Annotated in this window: 27 protein-coding genes; 8 read left to right on the top strand and 19 right to left on the bottom strand. The window is 70.3% G+C overall.

Annotated features, from left to right (window positions below):
- Window positions 1–107: 107 nt before the first annotated feature.
- A complete protein-coding gene (locus tag SOM19_RS08010) occupies window positions 108–473 on the bottom strand; it encodes a bacitracin resistance protein (RefSeq protein ID WP_320486008.1) in 366 nt (121 codons plus the stop codon).
- Entirely contained in the window at window positions 470–1,012 is a 543-nt protein-coding gene (locus SOM19_RS08005) for a DNA polymerase III subunit gamma/tau (RefSeq protein ID WP_320486007.1), read from the bottom strand. The genes SOM19_RS08010 and SOM19_RS08005 overlap by 4 nt, the downstream gene beginning before the upstream one ends.
- Window positions 1,013–1,145: 133 nt before the next feature.
- Here SOM19_RS08005 and SOM19_RS08000 point away from each other — a divergent pair, with 133 nt between their 5' ends.
- A complete protein-coding gene (locus tag SOM19_RS08000) occupies window positions 1,146–1,748 on the top strand; it encodes a hypothetical protein (protein WP_320486006.1) in 603 nt (200 codons plus the stop codon).
- Here the strand turns inward: SOM19_RS08000 and SOM19_RS07995 are convergent.
- Window positions 1,732–1,866 (bottom strand): hypothetical protein, encoded by a 135-nt coding sequence (locus SOM19_RS07995; protein WP_320486005.1) that lies wholly within the window; start codon window positions 1,864–1,866, stop codon window positions 1,732–1,734. The genes SOM19_RS08000 and SOM19_RS07995 overlap by 17 nt on opposite strands.
- Here SOM19_RS07995 and SOM19_RS07990 point away from each other — a divergent pair.
- Genes SOM19_RS07990 through SOM19_RS07975 form a run of 4 tightly spaced genes read left to right on the top strand, consistent with a single transcriptional unit; the run spans window position 1,865 to window position 4,387 of the window.
- Complete coding sequence (locus SOM19_RS07990) at window positions 1,865–2,629, top strand: hypothetical protein (protein WP_320486004.1); 765 nt, start codon at window positions 1,865–1,867, stop codon at window positions 2,627–2,629. The genes SOM19_RS07995 and SOM19_RS07990 overlap by 2 nt on opposite strands.
- A gap of 40 nt (window positions 2,630–2,669) precedes the next feature.
- Entirely contained in the window at window positions 2,670–3,224 is a 555-nt protein-coding gene (locus tag SOM19_RS07985) for a hypothetical protein (protein WP_320486003.1), read from the top strand.
- 30 nt (window positions 3,225–3,254) lie between these two features.
- Complete coding sequence (locus SOM19_RS07980; RefSeq protein ID WP_320486002.1) at window positions 3,255–3,782, top strand: signal peptidase I; 528 nt, start codon at window positions 3,255–3,257, stop codon at window positions 3,780–3,782.
- Window positions 3,779–4,387, top strand: a complete 609-nt coding sequence (locus tag SOM19_RS07975; protein ID WP_320486001.1) for a hypothetical protein — start codon at window positions 3,779–3,781, stop codon at window positions 4,385–4,387. The genes SOM19_RS07980 and SOM19_RS07975 overlap by 4 nt, the downstream gene beginning before the upstream one ends.
- A 38-nt stretch (window positions 4,388–4,425) precedes the next feature.
- Here the strand turns inward: SOM19_RS07975 and SOM19_RS07970 are convergent, their stop codons facing one another.
- Window positions 4,426–4,818: a hypothetical protein gene (locus SOM19_RS07970; RefSeq protein WP_320486000.1), complete on the bottom strand. Its 393-nt coding sequence runs from the start codon at window positions 4,816–4,818 to the stop codon at window positions 4,426–4,428.
- Between the two features lie 164 nt (window positions 4,819–4,982).
- Between SOM19_RS07970 and SOM19_RS07965 the strand changes: the two genes are divergently transcribed.
- Window positions 4,983–9,179, top strand: a complete 4,197-nt coding sequence (locus SOM19_RS07965) for an nSTAND1 domain-containing NTPase (protein ID WP_320485999.1) — start codon at window positions 4,983–4,985, stop codon at window positions 9,177–9,179.
- Window positions 9,180–9,328: 149 nt separating this feature from the next.
- Here the strand turns inward: SOM19_RS07965 and ilvC are convergent, their stop codons facing one another.
- The 6 genes from ilvC to SOM19_RS07935 form a co-directional block, all read right to left on the bottom strand.
- A complete protein-coding gene (ilvC, locus tag SOM19_RS07960; protein WP_320485998.1) occupies window positions 9,329–10,354 on the bottom strand; it encodes a ketol-acid reductoisomerase in 1,026 nt (341 codons plus the stop codon).
- 71 nt (window positions 10,355–10,425) lie between these two features.
- Window positions 10,426–10,935 (bottom strand): acetolactate synthase small subunit, encoded by a 510-nt coding sequence (ilvN, locus tag SOM19_RS07955; RefSeq protein WP_320485997.1) that lies wholly within the window; start codon window positions 10,933–10,935, stop codon window positions 10,426–10,428.
- A gap of 3 nt (window positions 10,936–10,938) precedes the next feature.
- Entirely contained in the window at window positions 10,939–12,741 is a 1,803-nt protein-coding gene (locus tag SOM19_RS07950) for an acetolactate synthase large subunit (RefSeq protein WP_320485996.1), read from the bottom strand.
- 44 nt (window positions 12,742–12,785) lie between these two features.
- Window positions 12,786–14,492, bottom strand: coding sequence for a dihydroxy-acid dehydratase (gene ilvD, locus SOM19_RS07945; protein ID WP_320485995.1), 1,707 nt, complete (start codon window positions 14,490–14,492; stop codon window positions 12,786–12,788).
- A 9-nt stretch (window positions 14,493–14,501) separates the two neighbouring features.
- Window positions 14,502–15,296, bottom strand: coding sequence for a trehalose-phosphatase (otsB, locus tag SOM19_RS07940; protein ID WP_320485994.1), 795 nt, complete (start codon window positions 15,294–15,296; stop codon window positions 14,502–14,504).
- Window positions 15,293–16,726, bottom strand: coding sequence for an alpha,alpha-trehalose-phosphate synthase (UDP-forming) (locus tag SOM19_RS07935; protein ID WP_320485993.1), 1,434 nt, complete (start codon window positions 16,724–16,726; stop codon window positions 15,293–15,295). Before SOM19_RS07935 ends, otsB begins: the two co-directional genes overlap by 4 nt.
- A 136-nt stretch (window positions 16,727–16,862) precedes the next feature.
- Between SOM19_RS07935 and SOM19_RS07930 the strand changes: the two genes are divergently transcribed.
- Window positions 16,863–17,117: a hypothetical protein gene (locus SOM19_RS07930; protein WP_320485992.1), complete on the top strand. Its 255-nt coding sequence runs from the start codon at window positions 16,863–16,865 to the stop codon at window positions 17,115–17,117.
- A gap of 6 nt (window positions 17,118–17,123) precedes the next feature.
- Here SOM19_RS07930 and SOM19_RS07925 read toward each other — a convergent pair whose 3' ends face one another.
- Genes SOM19_RS07925 through SOM19_RS07910 form a run of 4 tightly spaced genes read right to left on the bottom strand, consistent with a single transcriptional unit; the run spans window position 17,124 to window position 20,239 of the window.
- Window positions 17,124–17,564: a GNAT family N-acetyltransferase gene (locus tag SOM19_RS07925; protein WP_320485991.1), complete on the bottom strand. Its 441-nt coding sequence runs from the start codon at window positions 17,562–17,564 to the stop codon at window positions 17,124–17,126.
- A 38-nt stretch (window positions 17,565–17,602) separates the two neighbouring features.
- A complete protein-coding gene (locus SOM19_RS07920) occupies window positions 17,603–18,787 on the bottom strand; it encodes an acetyl-CoA C-acetyltransferase (RefSeq protein WP_320485990.1) in 1,185 nt (394 codons plus the stop codon).
- Window positions 18,784–19,437: a CoA transferase subunit B gene (locus SOM19_RS07915; RefSeq protein WP_320485989.1), complete on the bottom strand. Its 654-nt coding sequence runs from the start codon at window positions 19,435–19,437 to the stop codon at window positions 18,784–18,786. The genes SOM19_RS07920 and SOM19_RS07915 overlap by 4 nt, the downstream gene beginning before the upstream one ends.
- A gap of 1 nt (window position 19,438) precedes the next feature.
- Entirely contained in the window at window positions 19,439–20,239 is an 801-nt protein-coding gene (locus tag SOM19_RS07910) for a CoA transferase subunit A (RefSeq protein WP_320485988.1), read from the bottom strand.
- Window positions 20,240–20,342: 103 nt separating this feature from the next.
- Between SOM19_RS07910 and SOM19_RS07905 the strand changes: the two genes are divergently transcribed.
- Window positions 20,343–21,137 (top strand): IclR family transcriptional regulator, encoded by a 795-nt coding sequence (locus SOM19_RS07905; protein WP_320485987.1) that lies wholly within the window; start codon window positions 20,343–20,345, stop codon window positions 21,135–21,137.
- A gap of 234 nt (window positions 21,138–21,371) precedes the next feature.
- On the opposite strand, the gene SOM19_RS07900 is transcribed toward SOM19_RS07905, so the two are convergent.
- From SOM19_RS07900 to SOM19_RS07880, 5 genes are read right to left on the bottom strand one after another with little or no spacing between them, the layout of a single operon-like run.
- The gene (locus SOM19_RS07900) at window positions 21,372–22,292 is read right to left on the bottom strand and encodes an alpha/beta hydrolase (protein ID WP_320485986.1); all 921 of its coding nucleotides are present in this window, start codon (window positions 22,290–22,292) and stop codon (window positions 21,372–21,374) included.
- A complete protein-coding gene (locus SOM19_RS07895) occupies window positions 22,277–23,029 on the bottom strand; it encodes a 3-hydroxybutyrate dehydrogenase (protein WP_320485985.1) in 753 nt (250 codons plus the stop codon). Before SOM19_RS07895 ends, SOM19_RS07900 begins: the two co-directional genes overlap by 16 nt.
- Window positions 23,029–23,712, bottom strand: coding sequence for a TetR/AcrR family transcriptional regulator (locus SOM19_RS07890; protein ID WP_320485984.1), 684 nt, complete (start codon window positions 23,710–23,712; stop codon window positions 23,029–23,031). Before SOM19_RS07890 ends, SOM19_RS07895 begins: the two co-directional genes overlap by 1 nt.
- Window positions 23,709–25,298, bottom strand: coding sequence for a class I adenylate-forming enzyme family protein (locus SOM19_RS07885; protein ID WP_320485983.1), 1,590 nt, complete (start codon window positions 25,296–25,298; stop codon window positions 23,709–23,711). The genes SOM19_RS07890 and SOM19_RS07885 overlap by 4 nt, the downstream gene beginning before the upstream one ends.
- The gene (locus SOM19_RS07880) at window positions 25,295–26,419 is read right to left on the bottom strand and encodes a branched-chain amino acid ABC transporter permease (protein ID WP_320485982.1); all 1,125 of its coding nucleotides are present in this window, start codon (window positions 26,417–26,419) and stop codon (window positions 25,295–25,297) included. Before SOM19_RS07880 ends, SOM19_RS07885 begins: the two co-directional genes overlap by 4 nt.

Here is a 26,419-nt window from a genome sequence, read left to right as displayed (position 1 = left end):
CACAGACGCGGCAAACGGGTGGATGGTGCGCCGCACGCCATCGGGGCGCAATCATCTGCCACTCTATCCGCTCGTCCCCGAAGACCCGCTTCGTGTGACGGAGCGGGTCAGCCGAGCAGTGAGGCGCCGTAGACCACCGCGTAGGCGATCACGTTGAGCCAGAACACCGACGTGAGGCACAGCCCCGTGAAGAGGACGAGGGCGAACTGCCAGGCCGGCCGGCGCCAGCCCACCGCGAACGCGACGCCGAACGCGATCAGCGGGAAGACGACCGCGAGCAGCAGCACGAACCATCCGTAGCCGTTCAGCCCGAGCGGTCCGGTCGCCTGCTCGACAAGGAAGTCGACCGCGTTCCAGAGCGCGTACGCGTAGAACAGGCCGAAGAGGACCGAGATGACGACGACCACCCAGGTGGGAGTGCGTCGCGGTTCGGCAGGAGAGGATGCCGCGGCCGGCGTCGTCGCATCGCTCATCGTCCGATCGCCCCCACCATGATGAACGGCCACGGGATGAGCAGCAGCACGCCCGCGATCAGCCACGTGAACCGCACCCAGGGGCGCGAGCCTGCCGTCAGGACGTACACGCTTCCGAACCACACGAGCGGTGCGACCACCGCCAGCCACAGGCTCACCTGGTAGGCGACCGGCGCGACGAGGAACTGCGCCGCGCCCTGCAGCCGAAGGCCGCCGATCAGCCAGCCGACGGCGTAGAGGACGGAGAACCCGCCGATGACGCCGAGGGCGATGAGCGACGCGTTGCCCAGGGGCAGGTCGACGGGCAGGTCGTCGACATCGGACTTCTCCGCGGGCGCCTCGAACGAGGAGACCTCGGCCCGGTCCGGGGCCGTCTCGACCGCGTCGCTCCCTTTGCCGACGGCATTCCAGCCCTCGGGGAGAGCCGCGCTCTCGGTCGTCGAGGAGGTCGCTGCTGACTCGTCGGCGTTCCCCACCTCGAGGGTGGGGTCGTCGTCGCCGTCCCACGTCAGGGCGTCGTCGTCGCGTCCGGCTGTCACGTGATCAGCGTAGCGGGGCGGTCGGCGGCGGGCGCGTGCCGCGCCTGCGCGGTCCGCTTCTCACCGCTCGCCGACCCTGGCCCCCGCCCTCGCGGTGTGCCAGGATGCGAACAACGAGGCGCTGGGAGGGTTCATGGCCCGGGTTCGCAGGCGACCGACGAGAACGGGGAGCCGACTCACCGCCCTCGTCGCCGCCGGTGCGCTCGCCCTCGGTGTCTCCGTGGGAGTGACCAGCGCCGGCTGGGTGGACGACGTGTCGCTGAGCGCCGCCGCCGCCGGAGGCACCTTCGACATCCAGGGCCGGTTCGCCGCGGGTGCGGAGTGGCAGGACATCGGTCTGCCCGGAGATCCCGACACGTTCGACGACGGATTCGAGATCGTGATTCCACCGGTCGTGGACGCGCTTCCGGCGCACAGCTACGTCGGCGACGTGTTCCTCTGCAACGCGGGCGACATGGATGGACGCATCAGCTTCGCCACGCTGGAGGAGGTTACGACCGACCGCGACGGCCAGCCGCTTCCGGACCGCCGCCTCATCGAGCCCGGATCCATCGAAGTGGACAACATCGACATCGGGACGATCATCCCGGCCAACTCCTGCGAACCGTCCTCGGTGGCAGACCCGGCGAACGACGTGCCGGGCGTCATCCACTTCACAACGAACGCCGATTTCACCGGTCAATACGGATCGACCAGCCGGATCGTCATCAAGATCTGGGTCACCTCGGTGCCGTGATGGGCGACCCGAGGAGGAGGATCGTCATCGCGTTGATCGCGATGGTGCTGGGGGTGGGACTCGGCGCGAGCGTCGCGCCGACAACGAGCGCATGGCTCGACCAGGGGGGCTCGGCCATGTCGGTCACCGCGATCCAGCAGGCTCCGCCGGAGCCTGTCGAGCCCGTATACCCGGGACCTGACACCATCTTCGTCGGGCCCCCGACGTGGTCCGGCCCCAATTACGTCGGCAATCCCGAGCCGAAGATCGTGTGCTTCACGGTCGAGATCCTCACGACCTCGGAGGAGAAGGTCCCGTGGACCGTCGTCATCGAGACCGATCAGCCCCCCTTCAACAACGTGCCCCCTTTCGAGGGGTTCCAGGGCGGGCTGTACGCCGGGGACGCCACCTACACCTTCGCTAAGGCCCCCGATTACGCGACGACGGGCCGATATCTGGTCACACCCGACTACTCGTTCCAGTGGGCCTCCGCCACGGAGAGCTACACCGTCAGGGCGTGTGCCATAGAGGTCCCCGAGGCCGCATGGCAGCCTGCGGGGCCCGAGACCTACACGCAACGGCCGGTCATCTTCGTGCCCAACGGCGGCATGCCGTGTGTGGCCGTGACCGTGGACGGCCATCAGCCCTTCTACGTCGGGTTCACCGTGTCATTCAATTGGAAGACCTTCCTCGACGCACAGCTCACCGCGGGCACCATCACGCAGACCGAATACTCCCAATGGATCACGTACACCCACTGGGATGGCGGTCCGCCCGGGTACCCCAACCTGGCTACGGGTGCGACCGGCGCGGATTATCTCGTCACGCTGCAGGGGTATGCCGCGGCCGGACGGAACGTCGCGAATTTCGAACCCGTGACGATCGCGTCATGCGCCTACTGAGTCGATCCGGACAGAGCAGTACACAACACAAGGAGGAACCATGGACAAGCAGTCAGGTCGAAACCGATCCACCCTGCGGCTCGTGCTCGCAGGAATAGCCGTCGTGGGGATCGGCGCGGCGATCACCACTGCCGCCTGGACCGACGACGTGTTCTTCGGCGCGACAGCGACCGCCAGCAGCTTCGATCTGCAGGGGCGCGCCGTGCTGACGCCCGCCGACGAGTGGCAGGACCTGGGCCTGCCGGGCGAGACGACTGCCGCGGCTCCGATCGTGCTCGATCCGGCTGCGTTGGCGGCGCTCTCGCCCGGCGAGACGATCGACGTGCCCTTCGAGCTGTGCAATGCCGGAACAGCGCCCGGTACCGTCTCCGCCGTCACCACGCCCGTGCTCACCGGCCCCCTCGCGACGGCGGCAGGCGCGAGCATCACTCTGACGGTGACGTCACCGTCGGTGGGGACGGTGCTCCCGTCCGACGCGAGCTGCGCCTCGCCGGTCTCCGGCACACTCCAGGTGGTCACGACGGCCGCCTTCCCGCCAGAGGCGCAGGGAACGAGCGGATCGATCGCCTTCACCGTCACCGGAACCTCGGACTGAGGTCGGAACGCCTGGCCGGGAGTTCACGCGATGAGAGTCCTCCGCTGGATGGGCGGCGCCCTACTCTGGGGCGTCGCGATCCTCGGCGTGCTCTCGGGCGCCGTCTTCCTGGCCCACCTCGCGGGATGGGTGCAACCGCTCGTCGTCGTCTCCGGGTCCATGCAACCCGACATCCGGCAGGGCGACCTGCTGATCGCGGTGCCCGTCGCGGCAGCCGACGTGGACATCGGAGAGGTCGCCACGCTGCCGAGCACTGTCACGGGCACGCTCGTCACCCACCGCGTCATCGCCGTCAGCCGCGACGACTCCGCGTATGTCATCGAGATGGCCGGCGACGCCAACAGGGCGAACGACCCCGAGCCGTATCGCGTGGATGCCGAAGCGACGGTCCTGCAGCCGCTGCTGACGATCCCCGCGGCGGGCGACGTCGTGCTGGTCCTGGCACGACCGGCCGTCGCGATCCCGCTCGCCGTCGCCGTGCTCGCTCTGATCGCACTGTCGCTGGTGCCGGCGACTTCTGCCGCGCGGGATCCGGCCAGCGTGGAGGAGCCGGCATGAATCGCCCCCGCAGGTGGTGGACGTGCACGCTCGCCGGGCTCGTCGCGGGCTCTGTCGCTCTCGGCGTCGGGCTAGCGCTCGTCCCGGTCGTCTCCGCGCGCGCCGCCCCGACCCCCGAGTTCACACTCGAGTTCCTCGGCCTCACGCCCGGGGTGCCTCACACGGACACCGGCACCTACATCCTGGAGCGCGACGCCCATCTCGTGGATTTCGATTGGCTGGAGCTGTCCGGAGTGCTCGCGGACGAAGGAGTCACGATCGACATCGACGTGTGCGACGCCGCAGGGCGGTGCATCGATCCCACCGCCCTCGCCGACCCGGTTCGGTTCGCGGGCGGTGTCCACACCGTCTCGGTCACGGTCGAGCTCGCTGCCGCGCCCGACAACGGCGAAGTGGGGGCGATCTCGGGGCGCCTGTCCTTCCTTGCGGAGGACGGGCTCGCCGTGACCGGAGGCGACGCGGCTCCATGGCTGGCGGCGGGCGCCGCCGCTCTCGCGGTGACGGCTCTCGGTCTGGCCCTCACCCGACCGGGCCATGGACCCGGCGAGCGGCGACAGCGGCCCGGCCGAAACTCTCCGGGCTGGGGAGAGCGCGACCGGGCCTGAGCAGGCGACCGATGGGGCGGTGTCCCCCGGCAACCGGCTCACCGGCGGAGTTCGACGCAGATGACGTGCCAGCCGCCTCCGGGGTGCTCCACCACTCGGTAGGAGACGCAGCCCGACAGGAATCCGCGGGAGGCGTCGCGTTCGCGGTCGAGCTGCTCCGCGACGCGGTCTGCCGGCACGCCGGCGTAGCGAGCCGCGATCGTCGATTCACGCAGGCTGAGAGCCCTTTCGATCTGATCCGCGGTCGCGTGTGGTGCGACGCCGGCCGGCCGCGCCTCGGCCTGCCGGACCGGCGGGGCAGCGGGATTGTCCCAGACGGCCGGGGTCTGGCATCCCGCAAGGCCCACCGCGACGACGCCGACGACGATCAGCGCGCTGAGTCGACCGACGCGGTGGCCGCGTGTGAATCGGTCGGAGGTGTTGATGTTCATGAGGTGACTCCTCGTGTCGATACGTTCGGGACCGGTCAGGTGGCCGGCTCGATTCCACGTTCGGACCCGGCCATACCCGTCGGCTCATCGCGCGATATCCGCCGGATATCCGTCGCACGCACAGGCCATTGACGGCGGGTATCCGATGCGCCCACACTTCCCCCATGGTCGTCAGGGTGCTGGGGCCGCTGGAAACGGGGAGTGGACCGCTCAGCCCGCGTGAGCGGGCGATCCTCTCCGCCCTCATCGTGAGACTGGGCGTCGCACTGAGTCCCTCTCAGCTGGCTGAGGTGTGGTGGCCCGAAACGCCTCCCTCCACGTGGGAGCAGCAGATTCGCAACTCCATCGCCCGCATCCGCGGACGGCTCGGGCCGGCCAGCGTGCAGACGGTCGTCGGACCGAAGTACCGGCTCTCGCTGGAGCCCGACCAGATCGACGCCGGCCAGTTCGAACGGCTCGTGTCCAGCGCGCGCGGACATGTGATCCGCGAGGAGCACGATCGTGCGATCGACGCCTACCGCCGTGCCCTCGGCCTCTGGCGCGGTGCACCCCTGCCCGATGTCGGGGAGTGGGAACCGGGCGTCGTCGAGGCGATGCGACTGGGCGAGATCCGGACCAGCGCTGAAGAGGAGCTCCTCGACGCACGCCTCGCGACCGGTGAGGGTCGCGCGGTCATCGCCGATGCCGAGAGGCTGCTGCGCGAGGATCCTCTCCGCGAGACCCGCTGGGCGATCCTGGCGCTCGCGAACTACCGGGCCGAGCGCCAAGCCGAGGCCCTCTCCGTACTCCGGTCGGCGCGGGAACGACTCGCGGACGAACTCGGCATCGAGCCCGGGCCCCGGCTGACAGCACTCGAACTGGCGATGCTCCGGCGGGACCCGTCACTGGACGCACCGGCGGCGGTGCCCGTGGATGCCGCGTGCCCTTACCCGGGCCTTCGGGCGTTCGGACCCGAGAACGCCGACCTCTTCTTCGGGCGCGAGAGCGACATCGAGCTGGTTCTCGAACGGCTCGCACCGCGGACGATCGTCGCCATCGCGGGTGCGTCCGGCACGGGCAAGTCCTCTCTGCTGCGTGCGGGCGTCCTCCCCCGGCTGAGCGGTCGCGGTGTCATCATCGAGGTCATCCGTCCCGCCGGGGACGGAGTGATCGGGCTCCGGCGCGCGGCGACGCGGACATCGGTCCTCGCCGTCGACCAGGCGGAGGAGCTGCTCTCGGCCTCGGCGGAAGACATCCGTCAGTTCTGCGAGGAGGCACGCTCGTTCCTCGACGACGGCGGCACCGTCCTCCTCACCGTCCGATCCGACGCTCTCGACAGGATGCGCGCGCTTCCGGGCATCGGCGAAGAGATCGGCCGCGGCATCTATCTGCTCGGTCCTCTCAGCGACGAGGCGTTCCGCAGCGCCATCACGGAGCCTGCGCGCCGTGCCGGACTGCGCCTGGAGGCCGGCCTCGTCGAGCTCGCCGTCCGTGACGGAGGCGACCGCTCCTCGACGCTTCCGCACCTCTCCCACGCGATGCAGTCCACCTGGATGCGCCGGGAGGGCGCCACGCTGACGGTCGACGGGTATCGGGAGTCCGGCGGGATCGCGGGCGCCATCGCGGTGTCGGCGGAGGACGCCTTCCACCGGCTGTCCGCGGAAGACCAGTCCGTCTGCCGTTCGCTGCTGCTGCGCCTCGTCGAGCGGGGCCTGGACGGCGTCTCCGCACGCCGCCAGGCTGCCCTGGCGCCTCTGCTCTCCGACCCCGACAGGCGACGTGTCATCGAAGCGCTCGCCGATGCGCGGCTCCTCGCGCTCGACGGGGACCGGGTGACGGTCGCCCATGAGGCGATCGCCACAGCCTGGCCGCGCCTTCACGCCTGGCTCGAGGAGGACATCGACGGCGCCCGGACACTCCGCGCCGTGGAGTCGGCATCGGCGGCCTGGGAGGCGGGCGGCAGATCGGATGACGATCTGCTTCGAGGCGCGCGACTTCACAGCGCCCTGGAGTGGCGCGAGGACTCCGACCCCGACCTCACACCGTCCGAGGACGAGTTCCTCGCCTCCTCGCGGACCCATGAGGACATCGAGTTGCGCGAGATGACCGCCCGGGCAGCGCACGAGCGCAGCCGCAACAGGATTCTTCGCATCGCGCTGTCCGGTGCGGCGATCCTTCTCATCGCCGCCCTGGTCGCCGGCGGCATCGCGGTCGTGCAGGGCCGGGAATCGGCGACGTCAGCCGAGAACGCCCGGATCGAGGCGCTCGTCGCCACGTCTCTCGCGCTGCGCGCCACCGACCGCGAGGCGGGTGCGCTGCTCGCAGCAGAGACCTATCGCCGCTGGCCCGATGACGGCCGGGTGCGCGCCGCACTCATGGGAACGATGACGAGCGCCGGCGGGCTGCTCGACACGCACCACACCGGCGGCGGGAGATTCGCCGCGATGGCCATGATTCCCGGCACCGGCACGGCACTGCGCGTCACCGACGTCGATCACGAGGAGCCTGGCGCCCCGGAACAGGGGGACGTCACCGACGTGGACATCGATGTCGTCGACGTGGCGACCGGAGCCGTCGCACGGTCATTCGATGTGGGCCTGCCCGCCGTGGCGCCCCAGTGGTACCGGAACGTCGAGGTCAGTCGCGACGGGGGCGTCGCGGTCATCCAGAGCGCTCAGCTCGTCGACGCTGCGGACCCGGAGTCGTGCTGCTGGAATCACGTCGCATTTCTCGACCTCGGAACCGGCGACCTGCTGCCGGGGAGCCAGGTTCTCCGCATGCGGACGAGCACCGTGATCGATCTCGGCGACCGGGGCGACGTCGCCTATCTCGTGCACCCGACCACCGGCGACCTGATCGCCGTCGATGTGCGCAGCGGCGCGGTGCGAGCCTCCCGCCCCGAGGCTTTCGCCGATCACACCGGCGAGAGCGGCCTGTACAGCAGCGTCGCCGTGCTCGACGAAGAGCGGGTCGCCACCGGCATCGGCGACCGGATCGCCGTCTTCGATCGCTCGGCACTCACGCGCGTGGCGGAGCTGCCCCTCGAAATCGACGCCGCCAGCGGGACGCTGGCCAGGGACGGATCCGGCGGCATCGTGGCCAGCGGCAATGACGCGGTCGTGCGGGTCGACGTGGATGAGGGGAAGGTGCTGTGGACGCACCTGACCAGTCCAGGCGCGCGCTGCGTCATGCTGACGGTCACGCGAGCAGGGACGGTTGCCTGCTCGAGCCCCGGCGGCATCACCGAGCTCGACCTCGGCACGGGCGTGCCCACGGGACGGCAGCTCGCCGTACAACTCGACACGATCACCGATGTGGAGGTGATCGACGACCGCACACTTCTGGTCTCGTCCACGACGAACGCGCTCTGGATGCGATGGCGGCTCGACGCCAGCGGACCCGTCACGAGACTGGTCGCCGACGGCAGGCACGTGATCGAGGGGCCTGACTCCGATGGCGACCTCATCGTGACGATCCCGAGCGAGGGGGGCGAGTTCCGGCTGTGGGATGTCGTCGGCGACCGGGCCGTCGGGGCGCCCGCACCGGGCATGACACTGCTCGGGGGCGATGTCGTCGAGGTCTACAACGGCGACGATCGTGTCTGGCTGCGCCGGTTGGACACCGGCGAGGAGTATCCGTATCGCATCCCGGGTCTCACGGACGAGTTCGGGCTTGCGAGCGGCGGATGGGGGCCGCTGGCCTTCGTGGCGTTCGACGGCATGGCCCGCGCCTTCGATCCGCGGACGGGTCGGCCCGTCGGTGCGCCGATGGTCTTCGGCACCGGGGCCGACTACATGCAGTCCGCCTCGGAGACGCCGGACTCCACGCGTGCGGCGCTCACCTGGTGGGACGGGGCGGAGGCACGCACCGAGACCGCCGTCTTCGACATCCAGACGGGACAGATGCTCGTGCGGGGCCTGTTCGGTCTCGATCAGAGTCAGGTCGTCGGCTCGGGCGAGCTGATCACCGTCTCGGACGAAGCGGTCCAGCGCGTCGATCTCGCAACCCTCGAGGCGCGCACGAGTCTCAGCCGCGCCACCGGCGGCAGCCAGTCGATCGTCACCAGCCTGGATGGAAAGACGATGCTCACCGTGGGATGGAACAACGAGCTGCGGCTCTACGACCTGACGAGCAACGTGGTGCTCGGCGATCCGATCGACGCGGATGTCGCCGACATGCGCGGCGGCTACCTCACCGCCGACGGGCTCAGCCTGATCGCCAACGTCGCCCCCGACGGAGTCGCCGTCTGGAACCTCGATCCCCTGGATCAGGCCAGGGCCGCGTGCGGGCTCGCCGGTCGCGAGCTCACCGACTACGAGTGGGCGACCTACTTCCCCGGCGAGGAGCGCCTCGACACCTGCGCGCTCCTGACCGCGGAGTGACGACCGCGCCCGTCACCGCGTGGCCGCCGTCGGCGGGCGGCACGAAAAGCGCACCAGGTCAGGAAAGCGGCCCGGCCGCTGCTCTCCGGGTTGGGGAGAGCGCGGCCGGGCCTGAGCCGTTCCTGTGGGTACGACTGGTCTGGGAGGCGTCAGCGCGCGGCGTTGCCCTCGACGTAGTCCTCGTCCTGCTGCTTCCACGCGAACAGGCCGCGGAGGTCCTTGCCGACCTCCTCGATGGGGTGGGCGGCGCCCTTGGCGCGCAGCTCGAGGAACTCGGGGGCGCCGTTGTCCTGGTCGGCGATGAAGCGCTCGGCGAACGCACCGGACTGGATGTCGGCGAGCACCGCCTGCATGTTCTCCTTCACGTGCGGGTCGATGACGCGCGGACCCGAGACGTAGTCGCCGTACTCGGCCGTGTCGGAGACCGACCAGCGCTGCTTGGCGATGCCGCCCTCCCACATGAGGTCGACGATGAGCTTGAGCTCGTGCAGCACCTCGAAGTAGGCGATCTGCGGCTGGTAGCCCGCCTCGGTCAGGGTCTCGAAGCCGTACTGGACGAGCTGCGAGACACCGCCGCACAGCACCGCCTGCTCACCGAAGAGGTCGGTCTCGGTCTCCTCGGTGAAGGTCGTCTTGATGACGCCGGCGCGCGTGCCGCCGATGGCCTTGGCGTACGACTTGGCGAGGTCCCACGCCGTGCCCGAGGCATCCTGCTCCACCGCGATGATGTCGGGGATGCCGCGGCCCGCGACATACTCGCGGCGCACCGTGTGGCCGGGAGCCTTCGGGGCGACGAGGATGACGTCGACGCCCTCGGGAGCCTGGATGTAGCCGAAGCGGATGTTGAAGCCGTGTGCGAAGGCCAGGGTCTTGCCGGGGACCAGCTTGTCCTTGATGCTCTCGGTGAAGATCGACCGCTGGTGCTGGTCGGGCGCCAGGATCATGATGACGTCGGCCCACTCGGCCGCGTCGGCCACGCTCTTGACATCGAAGCCCTCGTCCTGGGCCTTCTCCGTCGACTTCGAGCCCTCCTTGAGGGCGATGACGACCTGGACGCCGGAGTCGCGCAGGTTCTGCGCGTGGGCGTGGCCCTGCGAGCCGTAGCCGACGATCGCGACCTTCTTGCCCTGGATGAGCGACAGGTCGGCGTCGTCGTCGTAGAAGAGTTCGGCCATGGGGTGTTTCTCCTTGTGTGTTTCCGGTCGTTGAGCGAGCGAAGCGAGACGAAACGCTCGTATGGTCTGTGTCAGCCGCGGAGGACGCGCTCGGTGATGCTCTTGCCGCCGCGACCGAGGGCGAGCAGGCCCGACTGGGCGAGCTCCTTGATGCCGAACGGCTCGAGGGCGCGCAGGAAGGCTTCGACCTTGCCCTTGTCGCCGGTCACTTCGACGACCAGCGCATCGGTGGAGTAGTCCACGATCGAGCCGCGGAAGAGGTTCACGACCTCGAGCACGTTGGACCGCGTCTGATTGTCGGCCCGCACCTTGACGAGCATGTGCTCGCGCTGGACGGATGCCGCAGGGTCGAGCTCCACGATCTTGATGACGTTGATCAGCTTGTTGAGCTGCTTCGTCACCTGCTCGAGCGGAAGCTCGTCGACGTCGACCACGACGGTGATGCGCGAGAGGCCGGGGATCTCGGTGACGCCCACCGCGAGCGACTCGATGTTGAAGCCGCGTCGGGCGAAGAGCCCGGCGACACGGGTCAGCAGACCCGGCTTGTCCTCGACGAGGAGGCTCAGCACGTGCGTGGTCATGGCTCAGTCCTCCTGGTCGAATGCGGGTGCATGGTCACGGGCGTACTGGACATAGCTGTTGCTGACGCCCTGCGGCACCATCGGCCACACCATCGCGTCGGCGCTCACGACGAAGTCGATGACGACCGGCCGGTCGTTCGTCTCGAGGGCGGTCTTGATGGCGGCATCCACGTCCTCCTCCTTCTCGACGCGGATCGCGAGGCAGCCGTACGCCTCGGCGAGCTTCACGAAGTCGGGGATGCGGACGGTGCCGTGCCCGGTGTTGAGACTCGTGTGCGAGTAGCGGCCGTCGTAGAACAGCGTCTGCCACTGGCGCACCATGCCGAGCGAGGAGTTGTTGATGATCGCGACCTTGATCGGGATGTTGTTGATCGCGCAGGTGGCGAGCTCCTGATTGGTCATCTGGAAGCAGCCGTCACCGTCGATCGCCCACACGTGACGGTCCGGCTCGGCGACCTTGGCGCCCATCGCCGCGGGGACCGAGTAGCCCATCGTGCCGGCGCCGCCGGAGTTCAGCCACGAGTTGGGCCGCTCGTACTTGATGAACTGCGCCGCCCACATCTGGTGCTGGCCCACGCCCGCGGCGTAGACGCCCTCGGGTCCGGTGAGCGCGCCGATGCGCTGGATCACGTACTGCGGCGACATCAGTCCGTCGGTCGGCTGGGTGTAGCCCAGCGGGAACTCGTCCCGGAGGCCGTCCAGGAACGACCACCACTCGGCGATGTCGGGCTCGGTCGTCTGCGAGGCGGCTCGGAACGCGACCTCGAGGTCGACGAGGACGTCCTTGAGGTCGCCGACGATGGGGACCTCCGCGGCGCGGATCTTGCCGATCTCGGCGGGGTCGATGTCGACGTGCACGACCTGCGCGTGGGGGGCGAACAGCGCCGCCTTGCCGGTCACGCGGTCGTCGAACCGCGCGCCCAGCGAGACGAGCAGATCGGCCTCCTGCAGCGCGAGGACCGCCGGCACGGTGCCGTGCATGCCCGGCATCCCGAGGTGCAGCTGGTGCGAGTCGGGGAAGGCTCCGCGTGCCATCAGGGTGGTCACGACCGGAGCGCCGGTCGCCTCGGCGAGGGAGAGCAGCTCGGGCGACGCCTGCGCGCGGATCACTCCACCGCCGACGTACAGCACCGGCTTCTTCGCCTCGGCGATCAGCTGGGCCGCGGCCTGGATCTGCTTGCCGTGCGCCTTGGTCACCGGCCGGTAGCCGGGAAGGTCGATCTTCGGCGGCCACACGAACGGCGCCTCGGCCTGCTGCGCGTCCTTGGTGATGTCGACGAGGACCGGGCCGGGACGCCCGGTGCCGGCGATCTCGAACGCGGCGGCGATCGCGCCGGGGATCTCGGCCGGGTCCTTCACCAGGAAGGAGTGCTTGGTGATCGGCATCGTGATGCCGACGATGTCGGCCTCCTGGAAGGCGTCCGTCCCCATGAGGTTCGAGAAGACCTGCCCCGTGATGCAGACGATCGGCACCGAGTCCATGTAGGCGTCGGCGATCGCCGTGACGAGGTTCGTCGCGCCGGGGCCCGACGTCGCGATGGCGACGCCGATCTTGTTCGACGCGGCGGCGTAGCCCTCGGCGGCATGCCCGGCGCCCTGCTCGTGGCGCACGAGGATGTGCCGGAGCTCGCTCGAGTCCATGAGCGGGTCGTACACCGGGAGGATGGCGCCGCCCGGGAGCCCGAAGACGTCGGTGACGCCCAGGAGCTCGAGGGAGCGGACGACCGCCTGTGCGCCCGTGAGCACGGGCGCGGTGGCGGTGCGAGCGGGTGGCCGTGGAACGGCCGCTGCGGTTTCGGCGGGCATGGTGATGATCCTCGATCAGTCGGAGCGGATGTCGGAAGCCAGGGTCAGCCTGTGGTCGCGCCTTCAGCGGCGGAGCGCACGAGACGGGAGTACTTGGCCAGGACGCCACGGGTATAGCGCGGGGGAAGCGGCTCCCAGCCAGAGCGGCGGGAGTCGAGCTCTGCATCGTCGACGAGTAGGTCGAGAGTGCGAGCCGCGATATCGACCCGTATCAGATCACCATCGCGCACGAAGGCGATCGGACCGGAGTCCACCGCTTCGGGTGCTATGTGGCCGATGCACAGGCCGGTTGTGCCGCCTGAGAATCTGCCGTCCGTCAAGAGTAGTACATCTTTTCCGAGCCCAGCGCCCTTGATGGCGGCCGTGATCGCGAGCATCTCGCGCATGCCGGGGCCGCCCTTCGGACCCTCGTAGCGGATGACGACGACGTCGCCCGCCGAGATCTCCCCCGCCTCGAGCGCATCCATCGCGGCGCGCTCGCGCTCGAACACGCGGGCGGGTCCTTCGAAGACCGCGGCGTCGAAGCCGGCGGTTTTGACGACGGCTCCCTCGGGCGCCATCGATCCGTGGAGGATCGTGATGCCGCCGGTCGCGTGGATCGGGTTGTCGAACGTGTGGATCACCGTGCCGTCGAGCGGCTGGGGGTCGAGGTCGGCGAGGTTCTCGGCCAGCGTCTTGCCGGTGACGGTCAGCGCGTCGCCGTGCAGGAGGCCCTCGTCGAGCATCGCCTTCATGATGACCGGGATGCCGCCGTGGCGGTCGACGTCGTTCATGACGTACTTGCCGAACGGCTTCATATCGGCGACGTGAGGCACCTTGTCGCCGATGCGGTTGAAGTCGTGCAGCGTGAGGTCGATGTCCGCCTCGCGCGCGATCGCGAGCAGGTGGAGCACCACGTTCGTCGAGCCGCCGAGCGCCATCGCCAGAGCGATCGCGTTCTCGAACGCCTCCTTGGTCAGGATGTCGCGGGTCGTGATGCCCAGGCGCAGGAGGTTGATGACGGCTTCGCCCGAGCGGTGCGCGTAGTAGTCGCGACGGCGGTCGGCCGCGGGCGGCGCGGCGGAGCCCGGCAGGCTCAGTCCGAGCGCCTCCGCGACGGAGGCCATCGTGTTGGCCGTGTACATGCCGCCGCAGGCTCCCTCGCCGGGCGCGATGGCGCACTCGATGCGCTTGAGGTCGGCCTCGCTCATCTTGCCCGCGAGGCACGCGCCGACAGCCTCGAACGAGTCGATGATCGTGACGTCCTTCTCGGTGCCGTCCGAGAGCTTCACCCAGCCCGGCGCGATCGATCCGGCGTAGAGGAACACGCTCGACAGATCGAGGCGGGCGGACGCCATCAGCATGCCGGGGATCGACTTGTCGCAGCCGGCGAGCAGGACGGTGCCGTCGAGTCGCTCGGCCATCACGACGGTCTCCACCGAGTCGGCGATGACCTCGCGCGAGACGAGCGAGAAGTGCATGCCCTCGTGGCCCATCGAGATGCCGTCCGAGACGGAGATCGTGCCGAACTGCAGCGGATAGCCGCCGCCGGCGTGCACGCCCTCCTTGGCGCCCTGCGCGAGCCGGTCGAGGCTCAGGTTGCACGGCGTGATCTCGTTCCAGCTCGATGCGATGCCGATCTGAGGCTTGTCCCAGTCCGCATCCCCCATCCCGACGGCGCGGAGCATGCCTCGGGAAGTCGTCGCTTCGATGCCGTCGGTCACCACGCGGCTGCGCGGCTTGATGTCGATGGAGTTGTCAGGCTGGGGCATTCTGCGAGTCTATTCCCGCGTCGCAGCCCGCTCGCCCGCGATGACGGAGAGGACGGCGGCCAGGGCCGCGATGTCGGGCACGCACAGCGAAGCGGCCGTCGGCCGGCTGCCCACGTGCACGCCGAGGTCGTCCGGACCGAGGCTCTCGAGGGCGTCCTCGTCGGTGACGTCGTCGCCGGCGAACAGGACGGCCGAGGCATCCGTCCGCGCCCGCAGCTCGGCGATCGCGGAGTCCTTACCCTCATGGCGGAAGGCATACTCGACGATGTTGTGGCCCGTGCGACGACGCCAGTGCGGCGCCTCAGCCGCGACGAGGGCGTCGACAAGGCGGTTGGCCTCGTTCGCATCGGCGGGAGTCGACTTGCGCGTGTGCACGCCGAAGCCGAAGCGCTTGGGCTCGATCCAGACGCCGGCGAGGTCTGCGGTCGCCGCCTCGGCGTGAGAGCGGAGGCTGTCGCGCAGCTCGTCGTCGCCGGGCTCGTCGTCGTGGCTGACCACGCCCTCTCCCGGCACCCAGAACTCCGCGCCGTGCGAGCCCGCCAGCAGGAGCGGCGAATCGTCGAGGTGCTCGGCGATGATGCGCAGATCACTGAGGCTGCGACCGGACACCAGCGCGACGACCGTGTCAGGGGCTGCGACGAGAGCGTCGAGGGCCTCCCGCGCGACCGGCAGCATGCGGGCGTCCATCGGCTCGTCCTCGAGGGGCGCCAGCGTGCCGTCGAAGTCCAAGGCGACGAGCAGGCGAGCGGATGCCGCGACCCCCGCGATCGCGGACCGGGCGTCGGCCGGGATCGCGGCCGTCATGCGTCGATCCGGATCGCGCGGTTCGCCGTGCCGGCAGCCGCCAGCGCGGCGAGGAACGACTTCGACCACTGCGCGACGTCGTTCTCGATCACCTTGCGGCGCATCGCCCTCATCCTTCGTCCCTGCTCGGCTGCCGGCATGGTCACTGCGCGCACGATGGCGTCCTTCAATCCGTCGATGTCGTGGGGGTTGATGCGCACCGCGCTGGAGAGCTCGTCCGAGGCGCCCGCGAACTCGCTGAGCAGCAGCACTCCGCGGTTGTCGCCACGGGCGGCGACGTACTCCTTGGCGACGAGGTTCATGCCGTCGCGAAGGGCCGTGACGAGCATGACGTCGGCCGCGAGGAAGAGCGCCACCATCTCCTCGCGAGGGTACGCCTGGTGCAGATAGCGGATCGCGGTGTGCCCCGTGGTGTCGAAGTCGCCGTTCACGCGCCCGACCATGAGCTCGATCTCGTCGCGCAGCTGCACGTACGCCTCGACGCGCTCGCGGCTCGGGCTCGCGACCTGCACGAGGGTGACGTCCTCGACGGACAGCCGGCCGTCGGAGAGCAGCTCGCCGAAGGCCTTGAGCCGGTGCCGGATGCCCTTCGTGTAGTCGAGGCGGTCGACGCCCAGCAGGATCTTCCGGGGGTTGCCGAGCTCCTCCCGGATCTCGGCCGCGCGTGCGCGGATCTCCGGACGGCGGGCGAGCTCGACGTACGACGCGGTGTCGATGGAGATGGGGAATGCCTTGGCCAGCGCGTTGCGCGTGGTGCCGTCCGGGTTCGGCACTGCGATGCCCGACGCCTTCGTCGTGTAGCGCAGCTGGCGGCGCACGGCACGGGCGAAGTTCCCGGCATCCGCGGCCCGCTGGAACCCGATGACGTCGGCACCCAGGAGGCCCTCGAGCACTTGACGTCGCCACGGCAGCTGCGAGTACAGACCGTATGCCGGGAAGGGAATGTGGTGGAAGTAGCCGATCGTGAGATCGGGTCGTGCCTCTCGCAGCATCCGGGGAACGAGCTGGAGCTGATAGTCCTGCACCCAGACAGTGGCTCCCGGCGCAGCGGCGGCCGCGGCGGCCTCGGCGAAGCGCCTGTTGACCCGGACGTACGCCTCCCACCAGACGCGGCGGTAGCGGGGAGCGGCGATCACGTCGTGGTAGAGCGGCCAGAACGTGTCGTTGGACATGCCCTCGTAGTAGAGCTCGATCTCTTCCGCGCTCAGGGCGACGGGCACGAGGTGAGTGCCCTCGAACTCGAACGGCTCCACCTCGATGTCGGCCTGTCCGGGCCATCCGACCCAGGCTCCGTCCGCTCGGCGCATCACCGGCTCGAGAGCCGTGACGAGTCCTCCGGGCGAGCGTCGCCAGGTGTGCTCGCCCGAGCCGTCGACCACACGGTCGACGGGAAGACGGTTGGCGACGACGACGAGCTCAGCCTGGGTCACGCGGGCTCCTGACGGTGTCGGGGACGAGGCATCCCCAGGCTACCGTCCACCTCGCGGGCCTTCACGCCGGTTGACGGATGGTGCCATCCCTGTCAAGGGGCGGCGGCCGGCGATCGTGCGCGCTAGCGTGGGTGCCATGCGCAAGTACCTCTTCGGCACCGGTGTCCTCACGGCGATCACGGGGGGACTCACCCTGCTCCGAGGGATGCGCGAGGACGCCCCGTTCACCTGGCGTGCGGCGCTCGGCTGGTTGAGCTGGGGCATCACGCTGGCCCTCGCGATCGGCGCCATCGTCGATGTGCGCCGTGCCTCGCACGGTGAGACCGTCGCGCAGGACTCCCCCGTCCACGGCCGTGAGAAGAAGCTCCTCAAGCGTCGCGTGGAGCGCTGAGCGCGACTACAGCTCGATCTCGTACTGGACGAAGCCGGTCGAGGTCGCGACCTTGTCGTAGAGGGTCCGCGCGGTCGCGTTGTCGTCGGCGGTGAGCCAGTACACCTTGGTGGCACCGAACCGGTGCGCCCAATCCCGCACGTGCTCGATGAGCCCCCGTCCGGTACCGCTCCCCCGGGCGCCCGGATCGACGAACAGGTCCTCGAGGTAGCAGTACACGCCGGTCGTCCACGTGGCCGGGTGGGTCAGCCAGTGCACCAGCCCGACGGCCCGGCCGTCGGAATCCCGCGCGATCGCCCCGTGCAGATGCTCATCGGCGAGGATGCGCGCGAACGTCGATTCGGTGACGTCAGCCGGCACCTCGGACTCGTAGAAGGTGATATAGGCCTGCCAGAGGGCGTCCCAGGCGGGCCTGTCCTCAGCCGTGATGCGCGAGATGGTGGTCACGCCGCGATGTTACCGCCCAGCACTCGTCGCCCCGCCGCTCAGCGCGTCAGGATGAGCGCGTCGCCCTGACCGCCGCCGCCGCACAGCGCGACGACTGCCTTGCCGGAGCCGCGGCGCACGAGCTCGTGCACGGCGTGGACGACGAGCCGGTTGCCCGAGGCTCCGATGGGGTGCCCGATGGCGATGCCGCCGCCGTGCGGGTTGACCACGTCGTCGGGCAGGCCCAGCTCGGCCTGCGACCGGGCGACCACGGCGCCGAAGGCCTCGTTGATCTCGACGAGGTCGAGGTCGGCGGCGGCGATCCCCTGCTTGGCGAGCGCCTTCTCGATCGCCCGCGCAGGCTGCGAGTGCAGCGAATTGTCGGGTCCGGCGACCTGCCCGGACGCGCCCACGACGGCGAGCACGTCCCAGCCGTTCTCGTCGGCGTGCGCACGGCTCGTCAGCACGACCGCCGACGCGCCGTCGGAGATCTGGGAGGAGTTGCCCGCGGTGATCGAGCCGCCCTCGGCGAACGCGGCACGCAGTCGCGACAGCGTCTCGACCGTCGTCTCTGGGCGAATGCCCTCGTCTTGGGAGACCACGAGGGGATCACCCTTGCGCTGCGGGATCTCGACCGGCACGATCTCGGCGTCGAACAGCCCCGCGACCTGGGCTGCGGCGGCACGCTGGTGCGAGCGGGCCGCGACGGCGTCCTGTGCCTCGCGGGTGACCTCGAGGCGCTCGTTGTGACGCTCGGTCGAGGCGCCCATGCTCTCGCGGTCGTAGGCATCGGTGAGGCCGTCGAACGCCATGTGGTCGAGCACCTCGATCGATCCGTACGCCCATCCGTCGCGCGATCCCATCATCAGGTGCGGCGACCTGGTCATCGACTCCATGCCGGCTGCGACCACGACAGTGGCGTCGCCGACGGCGATCATGCGTGCGCCGTCGATGATGGCGGTGAGACCCGACAGGCACACCTTGTTGACCGAACCCGAGTGCACGTCCCACGGGATGCCCGCGCCCACGGCCGCCTGGCGCGCGGGGTTCTGGCCGGCTCCCGCCGCGAGCACCTGGCCGACGAGCACGGCGTCGACGGCGTCCGCCGGGATGCCGCCCTTCTCGAGCGCACCGCGGATGGCGGCGCTGCCCAGCTGGACGGCGGTGAGCGGTGCCAGCTGACCCTTCAGCCGGCCCTGCGGCGTACGCGCAGCGGCAACGATGACGACGTCGTCGTGGTTCATGCTTCCACCTTAAGTTCGTCGGAGACCATGAGCTCCGGCTCCGTCGCCGCGACGACCTCGTCGACCGTCACACCGGGTGCCAGTTCGACCAGGACGAGTCCGGCATCCGTCACGTCGATCACCGCGAGATCGGTGATGATGCGGTCGACGACGCCTCTGCCGGTGAGGGGCAGGGAGCACTCGTGGACGATCTTCGCCGAGCCGTCCTTCGCGACGTGCTCCATCAGCACGATCACCTTGGCCGCCCCGTGCACCAGGTCCATCGCACCGCCGGGGCCCTTCACCATCTTTCCGGGGATCATCCAGTTGGCGAGGTCTCCGGAGGCCGACACCTGCATGGCGCCCAGGATGGCGGCATCGATCTTGCCGCCGCGGATCATGCCGAAGCTCGCCGCCGAGTCGAAGAACGCGGCGCCCGCGAGGGTCGTCACGGTCTCCTTGCCGGCGTTGATGAGGTCCGGGTCGACGTGGTCCTCGGTCGGGTACGGCCCGACGCCGAGGATCCCGTTCTCCGACTGCAGCACCACCGTCGTGCCCTCCGGCACGAAGTTGGGAACGAGCGTCGGGAGGCCGATGCCGAGGTTGACGTACGCCCCGTCGGACAGCTCCTGGGCGGCGCGGGCCGCCATCTCGTTGCGGGTGAGTGCCATGTCAGGCTCCTTCCGGCATCTCGCGCGACGCCGCCTGCTCGACGGAGACGGTGCGACGCTCGATGCGCTTCTCGATGCCGGTTCCGACCTCGACGATCCGGTGGACGTAGATGCCCGGCAGGTGCACGGCATCGGGGTCGAGCTCGCCCGGCTCGACCAGCTCCTCGACCTGGGCGATGCACACGCGCCCCGCCATGGCCGCGAGCGGGTTGAAGTTGCGGGCCGACTTGTTGAAGACGAGGTTGCCGTGCCGATCGCCGCGAAGCGCGTGGACCAGGGCGAAGTCGGTCGCGATCGCCTCTTCCAGCACGTACTCGCGCGGGGCGCCCGACAGCTCGAAGGTGCGGACATCCTTCACCGGCGATGCCACGGCGATTCCGCCGGCGCCGTCGTACCTGCGGGGCAGCCCGCCCTCGGCGACCTGGGTTCCGACGCCCGTCTGGGTGTAGAACGCCGCGATGCCCGACCCGCCGGCGCGCAGCTTCTCAGCCAGCGTGCCCTGTGGCGTCAGTTCGAGTTCGAGCTCGCCCGAGAGGAACTGCCGCTCGAACTCCTTGTTCTCACCGACGTACGACGAGGTCATCTTGCGGATGCGCTTCGCGTTCAGCAGGATGCCGAGCCCCCAGTCGTCGACGCCGCAGTTGTTGCTGACGATGCTGAGGTCGGTCGTGCCCTGCGCGAGCAGCGCCTCGATGAGGGCGATGGGATTGCCCGAGAGCCCGAACCCGCCCACGGCGAGCGATGCGCCGTCCGGGATGTCGGCGACCGCCTCTGCGGCGGACCCCCACGTCTTGTCGATCACGTCCCACTCCTTCGTTGCCGGATGAACCCATCCTCCGCCGGAACGAGCGGCCGCGCACGACCGCGCTTGCCATGTGGAGGAGACCACGCGTAGTGTCCACATCGTGGACGGCACCCCCTCAAACAGCCGAACCGTGCCCGGTGCGCAGTCGATCGCGCGAGCGGCTCAGCTGCTGCGTCTGGTCACCTCGGGCGGCGCGGACGGCATGACAGTGGCCGACCTCGCCCGGCGCGCCGAGCTCACCCGCCCCACCACGCACCGCCTGCTCACGGCGCTGCGCCAGGAGGGGCTCGTCGACCAGGACGACCGGAGCGGGAGGTGGATGCCGGGACCCGAGCTGTACCTGATGGGGACGGTCGCGGCATCCCGCTACGACGTCACCGGGATCGCGCGCGACATCGTGCGTTCGCTCGCGGTGCGCACCGAGGAGAGTGCGTTTCTCTCGGTGCGCCGCGGCGACGAGACCGTGTGCCTGCTGCGCGAGGAGGGCAGCTTCCCCATCCGGTCGTTCGTGCTCTCGGAGGGGGTGCGGTTCCCGCTCGGCGTGGCCTCGGCCGGGCTCGCGATCCTGGCGTTCCTGCCGCCCCACGATGTGGACGCGTACCTCGAACGGCATCCCGAGCTGCCGCGGGCGTGGGGAGCCTCGCACGGCGAGGCGCGGCTGCGGTCCCGGCTGCGCGATACGCACGAGCGCGGGTACGCCGTCAACCCCGGACTGATCGTCGAGGGCAGCTGGGGACTCGGCGCCGCCGTCTTCACGCGCGAGGGCCACCCGCAGTGGGCGCTCAGCCTGACGGGCGTGGAGTTCCGCTTCGGCCCCGATCGGCTGCCCGAGCTCGGCCGCATGCTCCTCGCGCACGCGCACCAGCTGACGACGCGCATCGCCGCCGGGCGCTGAGCGAGCCCTGCCTGCGCCCCCTCGCCCCGCCTCGCACCCTGACTCGCCAGAACACGCCGGGCTCCCGCCACGACCATCGGTGTGTCTTGGCGACTCGGGGTCTGGGCACCCCACACACCGCTGCCCCCCGCGCCGCACCGCACGCTGACTCGCCACGACACGCCGCAACACGGCGCGATCACCGGCGTGTCTTGGCGACTCGGGGTCTGGGCACAGAGCCGGGCGCGCCCGGGCTCAGCGGATGCCCGCGCCGAGCTCCTCGCGCACGACGGCGGCGACGGCATCCGCACCGGCCCCGGACATCACGATCGTGTAGTGGTTGAACCCCTCGACCCGCTCATGCTGCACGCCCGGGTTCTCGGCCAGGACGCGCGCGAGATGTGCGGGCGCGTACAGGCCGGGCGCCTCGTTCTGCAGGCCGCGCGGCACGGTGATCATGCGGGCCGGATGCCGCAGCCCCGCCAGCGCGTCGGCCACGGCGGTGCCGGTGTTCATGTCGAGCGTGTCGTCGGCCGTCGTCTCGTAGCTCGTGGCCGGACGCAGCGCGCCGTCGCCGTCGTCGACGAGGTCGTAGGCGAGGTATCGCTCGAGCTCGGGCGTCCACTCGCCCTGGAAGGCCGGATGCCGCCGCCAGAAGTCGAGGTACTCCCCCGCGTCGGCGAACCGCATCGACAGGCGCGCGGCCGTGGGACCGAGGATCCCGGCGACGAGAGCGTCGGTGTCGATGCCGGCCGGCACGTCGAGCGGGAGTCCGCCGTCGACGAGCACCAGCCGCGAGACGCGCTCCGGGTGCAGGTGCGCGAACACGACCGCCACGAAGGCGCCCATGGAGTGGCCGACCACGACCGTCCGATCCACACCGAGGGCGTCGAGTGCGGCGGCCAGGTCATCGGCGTGCGCGCGAAGGCCGGCCGGTCCCTCGAGTCGGTTGCTCGCCCCGCGTCCGCGCAGGTCCGGAGCGATGGCGCGCACGCCGGGGAGCCGGTCGACGACGAAGGGCCACGCGAGATGCGACGCCGTGACGCCGTGGATGAGCAGCACATCGGGCGCGTCGGGCTCGGCAGGGTCGGGATCCCAGACGCCCACCCTCAGGTCGCCGCCCGAGACGGGGACGCCGATGGTGCGGTAGCGGTGCCCCGTCATCGCGCCGTCCATCCGCCGTCCATCGTGTACGAGGCGCCCGTCACCATGCCGGACTTGTCGGAGACCAGCCAGCCCGCGAGCGACGCCACCTCATCGGCCTCCACGAGACGCTTCACGGCGGTCTCGGTGAGCATGATCTTCTCGATGACTTCGCTCTCGGGGATGCCGTGCACCTTGGCCTGGTCCACGATCTGCTTCTCGACGAGGGGCGTGCGCACGTAGGCGGGGTTGATGCAGTTGCTCGTCACGCCATGCGCTGCGCCTTCGAGCGCCGTCACCTTGGACAGCCCTTCCAGGCCGTGCTTGGCCGCGACGTAGGCGGATTTGAAGGCGCTCGCCCGCAGGCCGTGGGCGCTGGAGATGTTGAGGACGCGGCCCCAGCCCTTCTCGTACATCCCCGGCAGGGCCGCCCGGATGAGCAGGAACGGCGACTCGAGCATCAGCCGCAGGAGCAGCCGGAACGTGTCGGGGTCGTACTCGGGGATCGGGCCGACTCGCTGGATCCCGGCGTTGTTGACGAGGATGTCGACGTCGAGGGTCAGATCGTCGAGCGCTGCCGTGTCGGACAGGTCGACGACCCAGGCCTCACCGCCCACGCGGGCCGCGGCGGCGGTCGCGGCATCCGCGTTCAGATCGGCGATGATGACGTGCGCACCCCGCGCGGCGAACTCCTCGGCGCAGGCGAGCCCGATGCCGCTGGCCCCGCCGGTGACGAGGGCGCGCCTGCCCGCCAGGTCGTGCTCGGCCATCACTGCGATCCTTCCTGCTGCGCCCGAGGTGCGAGCGCGTTGTCGATGATCTGTGTCATCCCGGCGAACACCACCGGGTCGAGCTGGGCCGGCGGGCGTCCGTCGGCGTCGCGCTCCCACAGCAGGAAGCGCATGCCGATGAGCTCGCCCATGCCCATGAGTGCCCACGCCGTCGTCTCGGGATCGAGGGCCGGATCGACGTCTCCGGCGACCTGCGCGGCGCGGAGCCCCGCCTCGTAGCCCTCGACGATGCGCGTGTAGTGAAGGCGCAGCACGTCGGGCGAGACGAACTCGGCCTCGCGCACGACCCGGTAGAGGGCCGGGTGCTCGGCGGTGAAGCGGAAGAACCCCGCGAACCCGGCGCGCTCGGCGTCGAGCCGGGAGGTCGCACCCGCCATCGCCTCGGACATGGAGTGCCGCACGCGCCGGTTGAGGTCGATGACGAGTGCCTCGAAGATCGACTGCTTGCTGTCGAAGTAGAGGTAGAACGTGCCCAGGCCGATGCCGGCGCGCTCGGTGATCTTCACGATGGATGCCTCGTGGTAGCCCTGTTCGGCGAACACCAGCTCGGCTCCCTCGAGCAGGCGTCGGCGCGTCGCCTCGCCGCGCTTGGTGAGGGGCCGGCCGGTCGCCGGTGACACCAGTTCGGGCTCGTCGTCGACCAGGTCGTGGGGAATCGTCATCGCCCTACCTCTTCCGTCTCGTGATCGTGCGTGCCCGTCCGCTCACGCTCCATCAGCCGGATCGCCCGTTCGCGCAGTCGCGACCGGGCGAGCTTCTCGATCGTCGAGCGCGGCAGCGCGTCGACGAACTCCACGTGCACGGGCACCTTGAAGGCGGCGAGGTTGCGTCGCGCGTGCGCGAGCACCTCGTCGGTCGAGAGCGCCGTCCCCGGAACCGGCACGACGAACGCTACGCCCCGCTCACCCCACACCGCGTCGGGCACGCCCACGACGGCGGCCGCATCGATGAGGGGATGCAGGCTGAGCGCGAGCTCGACCTCCGCCGGGGCGACGTTCTCGCCGCCCGAGATGAAGATGTCCTTGATGCGGTCCACGACGCGGAGCAGCCCCGACGCATCGCGGTGCACGAGATCTCCGGTGCGCAGCCACTCGCCGCTCATGGCCCGGGCCGTCGCCTCGTCGTCGTCGAGGTAGCCGGCGAAGATGCTCGGCCCTCGCACCCAGAGCTCGCCGGACGCCTCGCCCTCGAGCGTCAGCCCGGTGCCGGGGTCGACGACGCGCACGGAGACGTGCGGATACGGCCGCCCGACGGCGCCCGGCGCCGACGCCGACTCCTCGGCGGGCAGGTGCAGCACGTTCGGCGCGGCCTCGGTCAGCCCATACCCCTGGGTCAGCGCGACGCCGCGGGCGGTCCAGGCGTCCTGAAGCCATTCGGGCATCGTGGCCCCGCCAACGAGCGCGAGCCGGAGGGACGAGACATCGGTCCGGTCCCACTCGCGATCGGCGGCGAGCATCGCGTACTGCGTCGGCACGCCCATCATCGCTGTGACGCCGCGATCCGCGATCAGCTGCAGCACGCGAGCCGGATGGAACGAGCGCTCGAGCACGACCGTGGCGCCCGACCACCACGCCAGCAGCGGCTGGCAGTTCCAGGCCGCGACGTGGAACTGCGGCAGCATCGCCAGCACGACGTCGTCATGGCCGAGGGGCAGGGCCTGCGCGAGGGCGAGATTGTTCCAGAAGCAGTTCGCATGGGTGAGCACGACCCCCTTCGGCGCCGCCTCGCTCCCCGACGTGAAGATGACGAGGAGCGGGTCGTCGTCGTGCACCGGCCGACGCCGCCGCGATCCTCGCGACAGGGGGACGCCAGTCTCGACCCCGGCCGTGCCGAGGACGGCGACGCGCGGGGCCGTATCGAGCGCGCGCAGCGCCTCACCCGCCAGTGCGTCGTGCTCGTCCTCCACGAGCACGAGGGCGGGGCCCGTGCGGGTGAGGAGGTCGACGAGCTCCCGAGGCGTGAGCCTCCACGAGAGCGGCACGAACGCCACTCCCGCGAGCGCGCAGGCGAAGAACGCGACGACGTGGTCGGTGGAGTTTCCCGAGATCGTGGCGATGCGGTCGCCCGGGCCGTAGCCGGCCTCTCGCAGCCCGTCCGCGAGCGCCGAGGCTCGTCCGGCGAGCGTCGCGTAGTCGGTCGTCACACCGCGGTCGTCGATCGCGATGCGCTGGGGCGAGCGGGCCGCCCGATCCGTCAGCCAGCGGCCCACGGTGTGCGCGCCGTCGTCGAGGTCGACGTCCCACGTCATGCGCGCACCTCCGCCGGGGTCTCGGCGGCCTCGTCGGCGTCGTCGAGTGTGCGCAGGCCGTCGCGCACCCGCTCGCCGCGGCGTCGTCGCACGGCGGCATCGATCGTTCCCGCGATCCCGCCGGGGAGGAACATCACCACGAGGATGAACAGCACGCCGAGGATGAACAGCGGCTCCGACAGCGGAACGCGCAGCACGTCGGGGAGGCCGGCGATGGCGTCCGAGCCGGCGAGCACCGTGAGTCGCTGATCGAGCAGCGTGTAGAGCACACCGCCCACGATGGCACCCCACCGGAAGCCGACGCCACCCAGCACCACCATGACGAGGATGGTGATGGTGAGGTCTGCCGACACCGCGCGGGGCACGGTGCCGGACTGCAGGAGCATGTATGCGACGCCGGCGAGGCTCGCGAGCACCGCCGCGATCACGAAGACGATGAGCTTGACCTTGTACGGCTGGAGCCCGAGCACCCGCACGCGCTGCTCGTTCTCCCGCGTCGCGCGGGCGAGATGCCCCAGCCGCGAGGTGTCGACCCAGAGCGTCACGAGGTAGACGACCACGAGCACGGCGAGGGCGAACCAGTAGAGGTTCCGCGTGTTCACGACGCCGATCAGGAAGTCGGGCACCTGGTCGGTGTTCAGGCCCAGCCCCTCCTCGCCGCCGGTGATCTGGGAGTTGCGGCGCACGAGCACCGAGCCCGCCTGCGCGAAGGCGAGCGTGACCATCGCGAACGGGATGCCCGAGACGCGCATCGAGACGGCGCCCGTCACCAGTGCGATCACCATGCCGCCGAGCAGGGCGAGGAAGATGCCGGGCCACAGCGGCACACCGAAGTGCTCGAGGGCGACGCCGAGGCCGTAGGCGCCCGCGCCGAAGTACAGAGCGTGGCCGAAGGACAGCATCCCGCCCGAACCGAGCAGCAGGTTGTACGAGAGCGCGAGCGCGGCGAACACCATGCACAGCGACAGCAGCGCCAGGGTGCCGGGCATGTAGGTCGGGGTGGGCAGGATGCCGGGCAGTGACAGGTTGAGCAGCGGCAGCACGGCCATGAAGACGACGAGCGCGGCGCCGACGACGGCGGGGACGAAGCGGACGAGGCCGCGGGTCGAGGAGTCGCTCAT

Source organism: Microbacterium sp. CFBP9034 (assembly GCF_034045255.1).
Taxonomy (GTDB): Bacteria; Actinomycetota; Actinomycetes; order Actinomycetales; family Microbacteriaceae; genus Microbacterium.
This window is presented reverse-complemented; position numbering and strand designations above follow the sequence as displayed.